Raw genomic sequence first — 13,723 nt, forward strand, 5'->3', positions numbered from 1 at the left:
TAAGAATAGTTTCATTTTGCAATTTCAGAGTCTAGTTAAAGAAGCTCAATTCAAATTTAAAAAATGAACCATTTTTCCTAATCTACATATTATAATGCAGTTAATCTATAGTTAGGGTGATAAGAATTGGATTACACATACCTAGATTGTTTAGCTATATTTGGGGTGGGTGGTGCCCACCCTGGTGGTCTTAAGCTAACAAAGCAAGTATTATCGAAAGAAAAGCTTGATGAACGAAAATCGATTCTAGACGTTGGTTGTGGAACTGGGCAAACCTCGGCCTATTTGGCAGAACAGTTCAAATGTAAGGTAACCTCTTTGGATTATAATAAGATTATGTTAGAAAAGGCAAAAAACAGATTTCAATCGCTAGGTTTACCGATTGAAGTTAAATATGGAAAGGCTGAAAACCTGCCCTTTGGTGATACTTGGTTCGACTTCATCCTCTCGGAATCAGTAACATCTTTTACAGAAATACCACTGGCTATCCATGAATACAAAAGAGTTTTAAAGCCAGGTGGTGTTTTGCTTGCAATTGAAATGGTTCTTGAAAAACCACTTAAGCAGGATGAAGTAAAAACAATCAAGCAATTTTATGGAGTCTCACAACTTCTTACTGAAAAAGAATGGGCTAGTTATTTTAAAGAAGCAGGCTTTGAAAAAATAAACATTGAAAAATTCAAGCACGCTCTTAAAGAACCAGAAGTTGAAAATGCTGTTGATTTCTCCCTTTCAGAAGATATTAGTGAAGATCTTTTTGATATTCTTGAAAAACACGAGAAACTAACAAAGGGATACGAGGATGCTCTAGGTTATAGACTATTTCGTTGCAATGTATAACTGCAAAATTTAGTCAAGGGGGAAAGAAAATGACAATTAGAAAGGCAACGTATTTGGAGACACAAAAGATATTGAACTATTCACTTATAGTGATGCAAGAGTCTACAATGGGTTTTGTAAAACCAAGTCAAGAAAAAGCAAAGTTCTTATTAGGTCCTTTTTTATCGAATGGCGGTTATTATCTTGTTTACACAAAACAAAATGTCATTCAGGGATGGGTTGGAATCATGGATATGATTGATAATAATTCAGATGAACCAATCGGATTTATTAACGAAATTTATGTACTCCCACCCTATCGCAATCTAGGAATCGCAAATAAATTATGCTTAACAGTATTCAATCATTTTAAAGCTGCTGGCTGTAAACAAGTTCAGTTAAATGTCTATGCTGGAAATCCTGCAAAAAAGTTATATCATAAGCTTGGTTTTGAAGATGTTTCCAGCTTAATGGCAAAGAAGCTTTAGCAGCAATACGATAAGAAATAATTAGGTCCCGAGAACTAAATTCTCTAGGACCTATTTTAGATTACTTATTGGCCTTACTGACCTTCAACTTTTTACCTTTAATTGGCGTGTTTTCCATAGCCTGCAGTACCAATGCTCCTTTTCCATTTAATATATCGATGTAGGTTAATTGGTCCTGTATGTTAATAATTCCAATATCATTTGCTGTTACTCCTGGAATCGTACAAATCGTTCCCACAAAGTCTACTGCCCGGAGCTTTTTCTTTTTCCCGCCGCTAAAGTGGAGCTTTGTAATATCTTTATTGATTCTTGCCGTTTTATTATTCCGAACAACTCGACGACCGCTAATTTTTTCCTCGAAATCTTCTCTCTTCTCCGCCACCTCTTGTGGTGAGGGAGCATTCATTTCTAAAAGTTCAAATCCAATATAACGTTCAATCGCATGAAGGAATTTATCTTCATATGGCGTAGCAAAGGTAATTGCTTTACCCTTATTGCCTGCTCTCCCTGTTCTGCCCGTACGGTGAACATAACTTTCCTTTTCCATTGGAACATCATAGTTGATAATCAAGGTTATATTGTCAACATCAATTCCTCTAGCTGCAACGTCCGTTGCCACTAGATAACGAAAGTTTCCCGTCTTAAAACCATCCATTACAGCAAACCGGTCCTCTTGTTCTAAGCCCCCATGCAATCGTTCACATGAATAACCGGATTTTTCTAATTCACTATAAACAGTATCGACGTTTTCCTTTGTTCTACAAAAAATAATACAGCTCTCTGGGTTTTCAACAACCGTAACATCCTTAAGCAAAGAAATCTTTGCTTCTTCCCTCACCTTCATCACACGATGTTCAATTGTATCCGTTGTGATCCCAGTAGAAGCAAGTTCTATTTGATACGGGTTTTTCATATATTGATGACAAAGTGCTTCCACATCTTTTGGTAAGGTGGCTGAAAATACCATTGTTACTCTGCTTTCTGAAATACTTTGTATAATGGTTTCAACCTCGTCAATGAACCCCATATTGAGCATTTCATCAGCTTCATCGATAATAAGGTATTTTATTTGCTCTAAATCTAACGTTCCTCTTTCAATATGGTCAATTACACGGCCTGGTGTTCCAACTACCACGTGTGTTTTTTGTTTTAATTCTTCTTTCTGCTTTGTAAATGGTTCCTTTCCATATAGAGCTACTGCCTTTATTCGTTTAAATCTACCGATGTTGGTTACATCATCCCGAACTTGTACCGCTAGTTCACGTGTTGGTGTTAGTATTAGAGCTTGTGGCTTTCTTTCCTCCCACTCAATCATTTCACAAATGGGAATCGCAAAGGAAGCTGTTTTCCCACTGCCCGTTTGAGATTTCACCACAAGGTCTAGATTATTTAATACTCTTGGTATTACTTTTACCTGTACCTCTGTAGGGGTATCATATTTCAAAATAGCAAGAGCTCTTGCTATTTCATCACTTAAATTAAACTCCTCAAAACTTGTTTCTTTCATGTACTAACCTCATTTTCTTAGATTATTCGACTCATTTATAGAATTCTCACAATCAAAAAATCATATACAAAAGCTGAATATGTCCATTATATATGATATAGTAGGAAAATAGATTTTTATTTAACTGCATTGTCATAATTTGTATAATTAAGGAGAGCTTATGACATATGAACTGTTATGAGCAATTCGACACAGTCAAATATCAGAAAAGTCAAACTCCTACTAAGAAATCTGATATAATGAATTTATTCCCTTTCAACCAAGACTCCATAACTAGAGATATTCACTTTTTACTTTTAAATACATTTAATTAACAGGAGGTAATCTATGTATCAGTTCAAAGAAAAGGAAAAATTATTTATTTACACAGGTCCAGATGGATCCGGGAGAAAAACCATTGCAAAGATGGTTGCTACAGCTTTTGATATGGAGACTGTCCTCTCTTATACTACACGTTCACCCCGTCACTATGAACAAAATGGTGAGGATTATCATTTTGTAAATGAAGAGACTTTCAAAAAAATGGAAAATAACCAGGAATTTCTTGAATGTGTTGAGATTCATGGGAATTATTACGGAATTCGTGAACAAGACATAGTTAAAGCATTTGAAAATCATAATCTTGTATACTTAACTCTGAATCCTGAAGGCACTGACAAATTGAAGCAAATGTATGGTGACAAAGTCATGCGCTTCTTCATCTTTGCTGACCGCGATACTGTTATCAACAGACAAAAAGCACGTCAAGATAGCGAAGCTGATATTAATCGCCATATGATGCATTACGATGAAACCATGGAGTATAAAAATAATTGTGAACATGTTTTTGAAAATTATGACTCACCGCAGGTTTCCTTCCAGGTAAGTGAAGTAATTGAAACCTACCTTGACAGAAATCGATTTGTTACTGACTATTAAAAGTTAAAAAAGACCATTCGTTTCGGTGCATGCTGCATTCGATCAAATGGTCTTTTTTTATTCTAGTTTCTTACAATATCAAATTAAATCATTAATATCCTTTTTTGACATCTACCTGGTTTAATAGTGGTTTATCCTCTTCTATATTTTTTAGTGTTTCTAAAAAACATGATACCCCCTCTTCAGGTGTTGTAACTGCCGATATATGTGGTGTCAATATGATCGAAGGATGGTCCCAGAAGGAGTGTGATTCTGGAAGAGGTTCTTGTGAAAATACATCAAGTACAGCAAATCTGAGATGATTTTGATTTAATGCATCCAATAATGCTTGCTCATCTAAAGATGCCCCCCTGCCGACATTAATGAATCCTGCATTCCTTAAGCTTTTAAAGATGTCATCATTAAATAGATTGGTTGTTTGTTCGGTCAATGGTAGTGTATTAACGATGTAATTCATATCTGCTAAAAAGTTATGATGGGAATCAAATGTTTTTACCTCTTTGAAATATTCCTTATGATGTCCACTTAAAGATACTCCAAATACTTCAACACCCATAAAAGAAAGAATTTTGGCAATCATTTGTCCTATTTCACCTGTCCCATAAACAAGCACCTTCTGCTCCTTCAATAATTTAGGTGTGATAGGATTCCAGCTCTTACTCCTCTTATGCTCCTTGAACTGATTATGAAACTGAAGATCTTTAAGTATGTAACTCAGACAGTACTCGGCAATTCTTTTTCCAAATGAACAAACCGTTCTTGTTAATACAACATTTTCGTTCCAAACCTTCTTATATAAAAATCGATCAACTCCCGCACCTAGCGAATGTACCCAACTAACTAAACTGTAATCATAATCTTTTTTTAAATTAAACGCGACTAAAGCATCAGCCCATTCAAGATCTTCCCGTCTTAACTCTTCTTCATATAAGTAACGGGTTTTTTTATCTATCTGTTCTTTTTCAATTAAGCGTTTTAGGTCTTTCACCATGGGACTGACAATTAAGATATTGTTAATATTCATTTTATACACCTACATTCTAAATTTATACAAAGATTTACCAGTTGCTTTCCGTTATAACAAGTTTACAATATAATTGAGATTCCTTCATCAAGATTGAATTTATCGAGTTCTTTATCTATAATTATTTACAACATTAGTTATTGATTATTGTAGAAAAAATTGAAATTCACTTCAAAACATGCTAAAATTAAGTGTTATCAACATTATTTAGGGGGAAATTTTTTTGTCGATCGAAGTAGGAAGCAAGGTTCAAGGTAAAGTAACAGGAATCACTAATTTCGGAGCATTTGTAGAATTACCAGGTGGCACCACAGGTCTTGTGCATATCAGTGAGGTAGCAGATAGCTATGTAAAGGATGTTAATGATCATCTTAAAGTAGGCGACCAAGTTGAAGTAAAAGTAATTAGTGAAAAAGACGGGAAAACTGCCTTGTCGATCAAAAAGGCTATAGATAAGCCTGAGGGACAAACATCTTCATTTTCAGGACGCCCACCGCGCCAAGGAAGAGATACTAGAAACTCCAAAGACTTCCGTCCAAAAACCACCTTCAAACCAAAGGAAAATTTTGAAGATAAAATGGCTAAATTCTTAAAAGCAAGTGAAGAAAACTTATCTAGTCTAAAGCGAAATACCGAGACAAAACGCGGCGGTAGAGGCGGAAGACGCGGATAATCAAATCATTAGGTTTTTGTATGATATAGATGTAAAAAAGCAAGCCTAAATTGGCTTGCTTTTTTACAATTTTAATTTATTTAAAATACTAACTCGATATTTATTAAAAAGCAGAAAAACAAGTAGATAAATCAGAAAAGAAGATATCACTATATTAATGGAGGCACCCGCAATAAACTGCAGACTCCCAGATTGCAAGCTGCCGACAGTGTCATTTACCACCTCTATATATTCAATATCCTCAAGTTCATTTACCTTTAGAGGTTTGTTAATAAAAAGCCCCCCTACTCTGTAATTTAACAGAAAGAAAATCGGCCAAAATGGAGCACCGATTACACCACCTATAAAAGCAGAAATTAAATTAACTCTCGCAATTTTTGCAAGTGCGATGGAGAACATTGGGCCCAATCCAAATGTCGGAAGCCAATTTGGAATGAAACCGATCGATAAGCCCATCGCCACTTGATGAGGGCTAGCCTTTAAGCGGAATAATCGGATAAGGTAATATTTTATTCTACGTCGCAACTTCATCTATTCACCTATATTCATATTGGTATCCTTATAATTATAAACCACTAACCAATCAGAGGCTAACTTAAAACCCAACTGTAATCAATTAACTTTGCCAAAATAGAAAATATCTATTTAATTTGGACTTGCACAATAGGACAAACACACTTCCAATTTATTCGCCATTTACTATAGTATAGTATGCTAATCGAAAGAAGGATAAATATAGGATTAATTTGTCCTTGCGTAGTCAGCGTGAATGCGAACTCGGTTTCTTTAAAAATCTATAGAAAAAACCTTAAAGGGAGATGTGAACGGTGAAGGCCAGTACCGGAAGATTAGGCCAATATAAAATTCTAAAACAAAATAAAAGTATTTCCAATTATCTATTAAGAAGAGAATTGTTAACTGAATATTCCTTGCACTCCTATTTGGATGAATATCAATCCGTTGTCATTCAGCCAGTATTTGGACCAGAGAAAATCCATATCTATTCATATAAGGGCCGGTTTAAGGTAGGAACTAATTCAACCTCAGATACAATGCTTGATAAAGAAGAAATTTACCACTATCTCCTAAAAACCCAGTTAAAACAAAAATATTATATTATTCAACAAGGTATATCCTCTTTGACATCACCAAGTCCCTTTAGTTTTTATATCAGTGTTTATCGTCCAACTCCTTTAGCAGAATGGCTTATCCAGGGTAAAACAGCAGTTGAACAATCTTTTCTAAACAATATTTCTTATACTTATTTCCGTAGTACGATTGAAGATTTGATTCTTTTAACAGCAGCGGAACTTGGGACATCCTACCCAAATTGTCACTGTATAGTATTCGAAATCTCGTGTGACTTACAAGGGGAAATATGGATTCATGATACGATCCTGCATTATTCAAATAGTAAATGGAGTCAGTACCAAATTTTTAGTAAATCTGACGAGATATCATCCTATGTTCCTAAAACAGATTTATGCACGAAACATACGTTTAAGGAATATCTTTTAAAATATCATGAAGTAATCGTAAAACCATGTGTTGGTAAAGAAGGTATTGGCATCGTAAAAGTTTCATTAATTAATTCTAGTATATGTGAAATCCACACAGGAAGGAGAAAGTGGAAGAAATCTTCAATAAATGAAGCTTATCAATTTATTGAAAAAAACTACCTAAATAAACGTTATTACTTAATCCAAGAAAAAGTATCACTGGCTTTAATTAACTATTGTCCATTTGATGTAAGGGTTATTGTACAAAAAATCCATTCTAGCTGGACTGTAATGGCCAAAATTGTAAAAGTCGCTCACGAGGGATACTTCATTACAAATGTTGCTCAGAAACTATACTTTTTGGAGGATGCTCTTCATGAGTCAAGTATTTCCTATCTTGAACCAAGACAAATTGAAGAAAAGATAAACACATGCTGTATGAATGCTGTAAAACATTTGGAAGAGAATATACCATCCATTGATATAGTTGGCTTTGATATTGGAATTTCAGGAAAGGGAGAAATATGGATCATTGAAGGCAATTACAATCCCAACCTGTCCATGTTTTATCGGTTGGAGAATAATCAAATATTCTGGGATATACAAAATGCTAAGCTTAGCGCAAAACCCCCCTCTAACCTCTCATCTAACAACTTAGAAATACCAGATCAATTTGATTAACAAGGGATTGAAGCTTTTGAACAACTTGGGAAAATGGGAACAATGCTTATTACTAAAACAAGATCAAAATACAGTCATCGGTGGAATTTACCGGAAGGTAGGGACTATTGAAACATATGAAAATGGCATTGTTAACTCCTATCGTGGTGCACAAGTTAAAACCATTGATGAAGTATTGACCTTAGATTTAGCAATGATGAGTTAGACAAAGAAACTGACGATAAAAATCGTCAGTTTCTTTTAGTCCTAATATATTTTTTCAAAAGATAAACTGAGCGAAAAAAATGGAGTTAATTTGGCAGGCACTTGTCTAGAGGAACATGGAGGGAAAATACATAATACTTAGTTTAGGAAACAACAATACCTTTTATCGATTCATTAATGGCCACCCTATATGCCCATATTACATCCATTAAAATACCTGTTTCAATGGGTATCTCCTTTATATCCCAATAACGGTCATTTTTCCTATGGTAAAAAAAACGACCATCCTTAGATTTTAAAATGGTTAAGGCACCCTTAGGATTTTCGGTTTCTAGAGTAAGGTAATATTTTTCTCCATTCCATTTTGAGAAGATTTCAAAATTGGTTAGAAAAACGGACACACCACTGTGACTATTTATCAACTAACTCACTCCTTTTGTTGGTGAAATGATTAAAGATTGAAGAAAATTTAGGTTTCCTCCCTCCTTTTTTTAGTTTAGTTCTCATTATAGGCAGATATCAGGGCAGTATCAATCCTTCTGTTAGGAATACAAACATATGAAATATCCCTTATTGAATGTATATGGAAACAAGGATGACCTAATGAATAAAAATGAATGATGAAAAGGGTCGGAATGAACTTGGTTATTCGGTACCATACTAAAGGAAATTACAATAAAGGAGGACAAACATGGATCAAAGGTACAACACTAATGACGATGCAAATATTGAGATGAAAAAGTCACTTAATAAAAGTACTCCTAGAAGAAATCCTAATATGAGTGAAGCAGAAATGAAATTAAAATACCCTGGAAAGAAAAATTAAGATAAAGACCTTATAAATTAAAAGGGCGAGATTTCCCGCCCTTTTTGCGTTTGGTATAGATTAAACTTAGAATCAAAGTTGATTTAACTGGTCTAAAATTGAATGGAGTTCCTCTAAATGGTTGATTTCATAAGTAGGGATTACTTCATTACGTTCTTTATTATGGCGGTTAATCCAAACTGATTTAATCCCACATCTGTTAGCACCTAGGATATCTGTCACTAGATTATCTCCAACCATAATCACTTCATCTTTATCAAGTGACACAAGTGTCAAAGCATGCTCAAAAATCGTTGGGTCTGGCTTGCCTCTACCAAAATCACCTGAGATTACAATTTGGTCAAAGTAGGGAACCAACTCAGAAGTAATAGAAAGTTTTGTATTCTGTAAATCAGGTGAACCATTCGTTAATAGAAGAAGTTGGTATTTTCCTCTCAAACTATCGAGAATGGCAAAAGTCTCTTCATAAACAAATGGCAGACGCTTTCGTTCGAAAGGAAAACGTTCAGCCAGCTCGTGACCAAATTCAGGATCATCAATCCCCATTGTCTTTAAACCAGCAGTCCATGCTTCCCTTCTATAAGTTGGGACAATTTCTTTCATTTTTCTAAAATCATCATGATCATCTAAGAAATTCCCCCATAATCCTTCAAATGGATTGATTCCTATCATTTGTGTAAAGGAGTATGTTTCATAGGAAGCATAAAGCTTACTAGCTGCCTCACGCACCGCTTCTTCTAATAAGCTCGGATCTAGTCCATACTTTTCTTCTGCTACCTTACAGGTTGCAACAAACGCTTCCTTTATACTTTTTTGGTCCCAGAGCAGTGTGTCATCTAAATCAAAAAAAATAGCTTTTATCATTTTAACCTCACCTTAACCTGTTTTTATCCCGCGTTAACGGGTAGTAAGACCCCCCACTGATGGAAGTTTCACTTTATATATTTTTATAGTTTATCATTTTTAGACTAGAAAGAATATACTAAAACTTATTTCTGTATTTCAGCCATTAATTTTACCTATCTCGTATTTGTTAAATTTTATCATTGAGATAATCCCTAAAACGGGCCCTATCGCTAGGAGAACAAAAACCCATTCCCAGCCAACCCTTGTTTGGAGGATAGGAACTAGATTGATAGAGATAATCGTAATTAGAAAACCGACGCACATTTGGAAGGTTAAGGCGGTCCCTAAGTATTCCATATCTGCAAATTCCGAAACAGCCGCCGAGAACTGGGCAGAATCAGCAATGACGAAAATCCCCCATACTATTGCGAGGAGATACGTTATCCAAATTGACTGCCCATATGTAAAACCAATAGCAAGTGAACATGCTGCACTGATACTCAAAGAAATAATTGTTAATCGGGATCTGCCGATTTTATCTGCGACCAAACCACCTAAAATACAGCCTATACCGCCAGCTAACCCAATGGAAACAAACGATGATAATGCAATAAACCATGGTGATACTTCGGGCGAATAACGCATAAAACTGGCTGTTAAAAAAGCTGGGAGCCATGTCCACATCGCATACAATTCCCACATATGACCAAAGTATCCGTAATTAGCAAGCATAACTGGTTTGTTTGAGGTTACCCTTTTTATTAATTTAAATGAAAAGGAATTTTTCCCTTCTGCTACTGGCGCATCTTGTAAAATAAAGTTTACAATTACTGCTGAAAAAAGTGCCAAAACAGAACAACACATAATAACTAATTTCCAATTTAATGAGCTAAAGAACATAACCACAAAATGTGGTAATGAAGATCCTAATGTCAATGCTGCAATTAAACTTCCAATCGCAAATCCTCGTTTTTTGGGAAACCATTGAGATAGTAGTTTTACCGCTGTAGGATACACCCCTGCAAGCGTTACCCCAGTTAAAACTCTTAATAAAATCCCAAGAAAAGCTGAATGAACAAAAATAAGCATCCCATTTAATAACGCTCCAATTAGAATGCTGATTGCGAAAATTTTCCTAGGGTTGAAACGGTCTGCCACACCAAAATAAGAACTAAATAATGCCCCTAACACAAAGCCTAAAGGAACAGCCGCCGAGAGCCAAACCACTGACCAATTTGTTAGATGCCAAACCTCAGCAAGTTCTGGAGCAATAACAGAAGCGCTGAACCATAAACTTAAAGCAAATAGCTCTGCCACGCTAATCCAAAATAAAGCTTTCCAAGATCCCTTTATCATGCCACTTCCCCTAACTTAAAAATATCAAAATATACCTTTATTTATTTTCTGACCGATACCTTTATAATTCCCATGCTTCCTTTAACATACAGATTCCTTCTTCCATTTCCTCTCCGGTTAAACCGCCAAAACCTAATAAAATTTGAGGATCTCTATTGGATTTATCTAGCACATGATAAATCGAAGTTGGGTACACTTTTATTTTATATTCCTTAGCTCGTTCAATAAGGCTTTTTTCAGACATGCCATTTTTAACAGTAAGTAATATGTGTAAGCCCGAATCATCACCATGGATGGTTACTCTTCGCCCCATATACTTTTCAATAGAGCTGGTTAGTGTATGCTGCTTTTTTCGGTATACCGTTCGCATTTTATTAAGATGCCTCTCCCAATAACCATTCTTCATAAATAGCCAAAGCGTATGTTGATGCAATCGGGAAACAGTTTGTTTATATACGGTAAAGTGCTGATTGTATTGATCAAGTAAGCTAATGGGAAGAACCAGATAATTAATTCTAATCGAAGCTATTAATGATTTTGAAAATGTACCTAAATATATCACCTTTCCATTATGGTCAAGTCCCTGTAAGGAAGGAATAGGTTTCCCTTTATACCTGAATTCTCCATCATAATCGTCTTCAATAATATATTTACCCTCTTCATCTGCCCATTTTAATAATTCCATTCTCCTAGCAATCGACATAACCATTCCATTTGGAAATTGATGTGAAGGTGTTACGTAAGTGATATTTGCTTTACTTTTAATTAAAGCATTTATGTTGATTCCTTCTTGGTCTAGTGGTATGGGCTTTAAGGACACACCCTGATTTTTAAAAACTTCCCTAGTTCGATGGTAGCCTGGGTCTTCCATTGAAAAAATGGAACCTCTGCCGATAATCGATGTTAAAAGAGTAAGTAAGTATTGTGTACCTGCACCGATTAGAATTTGACTAGGAGAACATCTTACTCCTCGCGACTGATATAAATAATTAACAATTTCTTTTCGTAACGAAAGCTCACCCTGAGGATCGCCGTTTAGGAATAACGAATTCTCATCTTCATACAAACTCTGTAAGGTTAACTTCCTCCATATAGAGTAAGGAAAATGTTCAAGTGCAATTTTTCCCTGGCTAAAATCAATCCGATATTCCTCAGCTTCCATCATTCTTTCTTGAACTATTCGAGAGGGTGAGGTATGTTTTGTTAGCAAATCTTGATCTAATTCTTTAACAAAGATACCTTTTCTAGGAATACTTTCAATATATCCCTCTGCTGATAATTGTCCATAAGCTGATTCAATGGTATTTTGACTGATTCCAAGATGCTGTGAAAGCTTCCTTTTTGATGGTAATCTTACCCCTGGGTCTATTTTTCCAGCTAGTATTTCTTGTTTAAAGTACAAATAAAGCTGAAAATACAACGGATTAACTCTTGAGTAATCAAAATTAAAGGTAATCTCCAACATGAACACTGCCCTCCCTTAAAACTGGCATGCTTAATTATACCGCAACTGACCCTTTTGGTCATATCAGTTTTTTTTTATAATTAGGATATAAAGTAAAGGGAGATGGTATTATATGAATTTTTCAGAGAAGGTAGAATTTAAGCTGAATGCAATGGTTAAGCCAGAAGAATTATCTCAGCTGTTCAAAGAATCAGGTCTAAATAGACCTGCAGATGACTTATCACGTTTGCAAAAAATGATTGAAAATGCTGACCTCACGATTACAGCATGGGACCGTGGTATGCTTGTTGGGGCAGCTAGAGCTATTACTGATTTTAGCTATTGCTGTTATTTATCAGACTTAGCCGTTAATAGGGAATATCAAAAACAAGGTATTGGTAAAGAATTAGTAGGATTGGTACAAGATCAAATTGGGGATGAAGTTACACTCTTATTACTTTCCTCGCCTATTGCGATGGATTACTATCCAAGGATTGGTTTTGAAAAAGTTGAAAATGGATTTATCATTCCTAGAAAGAAATAATCACAATATCCATTCAATGTATAGGTGATGCTCAGATATATAAAACATCACCTTCTTTTCCTGTCCATTAACCCCTCCATTTGGGTCTTTCGATGGTAAATATATCACCAATCTTCGCGTAATTATTCCATGATTATACTCCCGATTAATAACTTATAGTTTTCTTTTTAAGTAGTTATTGCAGCATCAATCGATATCATGAATGTCAATGAATAAATTATACCAGGCTGGACTAGGAGTTTAATCAAAAAAACTAGCCTGGAGCATTCTCCACGCTAGTTTTTTTCAACTGCTTGATTTTGTTATTTTGTAGTTTTTATGATTTACAACTGTTGTAAGTGGTTCATCCTTATCTTTCGAAAAACCATAATGAACCATAACAGAATTTTCTCTAATACCAGTAACGGTACCTTCGTATTTATTCCCATCTCTTTTGAAGGAAATAACGTCACCAATTTTTGCAGTAGCCATTTAATCACCTCAAATTTATAATAACCTTTTTTAGTAAAAGAAATACTATTCTGCTGWGTATTGAAGCTTTTTATACCTATCCTAAGAATAACAAGACCTGTTGCATTTTCAAGTGTATTTTTTAAAAATAGATGACTTATTTCGTCTATCAGTCTGTTCAACTCTAAGCTTTGACAAAGAGGTCGCTTAGCACAACTATAAGTTAAGTGATCCCTATACTGTTGGTAAAGAGGTCACTATGCATATATAGAGACGTTACTCTACCGAAAAAGACAACCCCCATTAAGGATTGTCTCATTTGCCTGGCAACGTCCTACTCTCACAGGGGCGCCTGCCCCAACTACCATCGGCGCTGAGAAGCTTAACTTCCGTGTTCGGTATGGGAACGGGTGTGACCTTCTCGCCTTAATTACCAGACTATTA

General features: G+C 35.3%; 16 protein-coding genes and 1 rRNA gene. 8 read left to right on the forward strand and 9 right to left on the reverse strand.

Annotated features, from left to right (window positions below; all coding sequences use genetic code 11):
• Nucleotides 1-126 precede the first annotated feature (126 nt).
• Nucleotides 127-840 (forward strand): class I SAM-dependent methyltransferase, encoded by a 714-nt coding sequence (locus BTR25_RS24450; RefSeq protein ID WP_075690589.1) that lies wholly within the window; start codon nt 127-129, stop codon nt 838-840.
• 29 nt (nt 841-869) lie between these two features.
• Nucleotides 870-1,307, forward strand: coding sequence for a GNAT family N-acetyltransferase (locus tag BTR25_RS24455; protein WP_075690590.1), 438 nt, complete (start codon nt 870-872; stop codon nt 1,305-1,307).
• 61 nt (nt 1,308-1,368) lie between these two features.
• Here BTR25_RS24455 and BTR25_RS24460 read toward each other — a convergent pair whose 3' ends face one another.
• The gene (locus tag BTR25_RS24460) at nt 1,369-2,814 is read right to left on the reverse strand and encodes a DEAD/DEAH box helicase (RefSeq protein ID WP_075690591.1); all 1,446 of its coding nucleotides are present in this window, start codon (nt 2,812-2,814) and stop codon (nt 1,369-1,371) included.
• 327 nt (nt 2,815-3,141) lie between these two features.
• Here BTR25_RS24460 and BTR25_RS24465 point away from each other — a divergent pair, with 327 nt between their 5' ends.
• Nucleotides 3,142-3,732 carry a guanylate kinase gene (locus tag BTR25_RS24465; protein WP_075690592.1) on the forward strand — a complete coding sequence of 197 codons (591 nt, stop codon included), beginning with the start codon at nt 3,142-3,144 and terminating at the stop codon, nt 3,730-3,732.
• A gap of 91 nt (nt 3,733-3,823) precedes the next feature.
• Here BTR25_RS24465 and BTR25_RS24470 read toward each other — a convergent pair whose 3' ends face one another.
• Nucleotides 3,824-4,756 carry a D-2-hydroxyacid dehydrogenase gene (locus BTR25_RS24470; RefSeq protein WP_075690593.1) on the reverse strand — a complete coding sequence of 311 codons (933 nt, stop codon included), beginning with the start codon at nt 4,754-4,756 and terminating at the stop codon, nt 3,824-3,826.
• Nucleotides 4,757-4,979: 223 nt separating this feature from the next.
• Here BTR25_RS24470 and BTR25_RS24475 point away from each other — a divergent pair, with 223 nt between their 5' ends.
• On the forward strand, nt 4,980-5,429 hold the full coding sequence (locus BTR25_RS24475) for a S1 domain-containing RNA-binding protein (RefSeq protein WP_075690594.1): 450 nt from the start codon (nt 4,980-4,982) through the stop codon (nt 5,427-5,429).
• Between the two features lie 63 nt (nt 5,430-5,492).
• Here the strand turns inward: BTR25_RS24475 and BTR25_RS24480 are convergent, their stop codons facing one another.
• A complete protein-coding gene (locus BTR25_RS24480) occupies nt 5,493-5,960 on the reverse strand; it encodes a DUF2062 domain-containing protein (protein ID WP_075690595.1) in 468 nt (155 codons plus the stop codon).
• 296 nt (nt 5,961-6,256) lie between these two features.
• On the opposite strand from BTR25_RS24480, the gene BTR25_RS24485 reads away from it, so the two are divergent.
• Both BTR25_RS24485 and BTR25_RS24490 read left to right on the forward strand, forming a co-directional pair.
• A complete protein-coding gene (locus BTR25_RS24485) occupies nt 6,257-7,609 on the forward strand; it encodes a YheC/YheD family protein (RefSeq protein WP_075690596.1) in 1,353 nt (450 codons plus the stop codon).
• Nucleotides 7,610-7,625: 16 nt separating this feature from the next.
• The gene (locus BTR25_RS24490; RefSeq protein ID WP_075690597.1) at nt 7,626-7,814 is read left to right on the forward strand and encodes a hypothetical protein; all 189 of its coding nucleotides are present in this window, start codon (nt 7,626-7,628) and stop codon (nt 7,812-7,814) included.
• 142 nt (nt 7,815-7,956) lie between these two features.
• Here BTR25_RS24490 and BTR25_RS24495 read toward each other — a convergent pair whose 3' ends face one another.
• Nucleotides 7,957-8,235, reverse strand: a complete 279-nt coding sequence (locus BTR25_RS24495) for a hypothetical protein (protein WP_075690598.1) — start codon at nt 8,233-8,235, stop codon at nt 7,957-7,959.
• A 269-nt stretch (nt 8,236-8,504) separates the two neighbouring features.
• Between BTR25_RS24495 and BTR25_RS28575 the strand changes: the two genes are divergently transcribed.
• A complete protein-coding gene (locus tag BTR25_RS28575) occupies nt 8,505-8,639 on the forward strand; it encodes a hypothetical protein (RefSeq protein WP_303046871.1) in 135 nt (44 codons plus the stop codon).
• Nucleotides 8,640-8,711: 72 nt separating this feature from the next.
• On the opposite strand, the gene BTR25_RS24500 is transcribed toward BTR25_RS28575, so the two are convergent.
• The 3 genes from BTR25_RS24500 to pdxR form a co-directional block, all read right to left on the reverse strand.
• Nucleotides 8,712-9,503, reverse strand: a complete 792-nt coding sequence (locus tag BTR25_RS24500; RefSeq protein WP_075690599.1) for an HAD family hydrolase — start codon at nt 9,501-9,503, stop codon at nt 8,712-8,714.
• Nucleotides 9,504-9,641: 138 nt separating this feature from the next.
• Nucleotides 9,642-10,841: an MFS transporter gene (locus BTR25_RS24505; protein ID WP_075690600.1), complete on the reverse strand. Its 1,200-nt coding sequence runs from the start codon at nt 10,839-10,841 to the stop codon at nt 9,642-9,644.
• Between the two features lie 61 nt (nt 10,842-10,902).
• Nucleotides 10,903-12,306, reverse strand: coding sequence for a MocR-like pyridoxine biosynthesis transcription factor PdxR (pdxR, locus tag BTR25_RS24510; protein ID WP_075690601.1), 1,404 nt, complete (start codon nt 12,304-12,306; stop codon nt 10,903-10,905).
• Nucleotides 12,307-12,418: 112 nt separating this feature from the next.
• Between pdxR and BTR25_RS24515 the strand changes: the two genes are divergently transcribed.
• Nucleotides 12,419-12,829, forward strand: coding sequence for a GNAT family N-acetyltransferase (locus tag BTR25_RS24515; RefSeq protein WP_075690602.1), 411 nt, complete (start codon nt 12,419-12,421; stop codon nt 12,827-12,829).
• A gap of 285 nt (nt 12,830-13,114) precedes the next feature.
• On the opposite strand, the gene BTR25_RS24520 is transcribed toward BTR25_RS24515, so the two are convergent.
• The gene (locus BTR25_RS24520; RefSeq protein WP_075690603.1) at nt 13,115-13,300 is read right to left on the reverse strand and encodes a DUF2187 family protein; all 186 of its coding nucleotides are present in this window, start codon (nt 13,298-13,300) and stop codon (nt 13,115-13,117) included.
• 300 nt (nt 13,301-13,600) lie between these two features.
• Nucleotides 13,601-13,717: ribosomal RNA gene (rrf, locus tag BTR25_RS24525) — 5S ribosomal RNA — on the reverse strand.
• Nucleotides 13,718-13,723 lie beyond the last annotated feature (6 nt).

The sequence above is a fragment of the Bacillus sp. MRMR6 genome (assembly GCF_001940785.1).
Lineage (GTDB): Bacteria > Bacillota > Bacilli > Bacillales > Cytobacillaceae > Neobacillus.

Excerpts from the sequence above, each read along its gene's own strand:
- BTR25_RS24455 (WP_075690590.1), top strand. The coding sequence starts at position 870 with ATGACAATTAGAAAGGCAACGTATTTGGAGACACAAAAGATATTGAAC.
- BTR25_RS24460 (WP_075690591.1), bottom strand. The coding sequence starts at position 2,814 with ATGAAAGAAACAAGTTTTGAGGAGTTTAATTTAAGTGATGAAATAGCA.
- BTR25_RS24465 (WP_075690592.1), top strand. The coding sequence starts at position 3,142 with ATGTATCAGTTCAAAGAAAAGGAAAAATTATTTATTTACACAGGTCCA.
- BTR25_RS24470 (WP_075690593.1), bottom strand. The coding sequence starts at position 4,756 with ATGAATATTAACAATATCTTAATTGTCAGTCCCATGGTGAAAGACCTA.
- BTR25_RS24480 (WP_075690595.1), bottom strand. The coding sequence starts at position 5,960 with ATGAAGTTGCGACGTAGAATAAAATATTACCTTATCCGATTATTCCGC.
- BTR25_RS28575 (WP_303046871.1), top strand. The coding sequence starts at position 8,505 with ATGGATCAAAGGTACAACACTAATGACGATGCAAATATTGAGATGAAA.
- BTR25_RS24500 (WP_075690599.1), bottom strand. The coding sequence starts at position 9,503 with ATGATAAAAGCTATTTTTTTTGATTTAGATGACACACTGCTCTGGGAC.
- BTR25_RS24505 (WP_075690600.1), bottom strand. The coding sequence starts at position 10,841 with ATGATAAAGGGATCTTGGAAAGCTTTATTTTGGATTAGCGTGGCAGAG.
- pdxR (WP_075690601.1), bottom strand. The coding sequence starts at position 12,306 with ATGTTGGAGATTACCTTTAATTTTGATTACTCAAGAGTTAATCCGTTG.
- BTR25_RS24515 (WP_075690602.1), top strand. The coding sequence starts at position 12,419 with ATGAATTTTTCAGAGAAGGTAGAATTTAAGCTGAATGCAATGGTTAAG.
- BTR25_RS24520 (WP_075690603.1), bottom strand. The coding sequence starts at position 13,300 with ATGGCTACTGCAAAAATTGGTGACGTTATTTCCTTCAAAAGAGATGGG.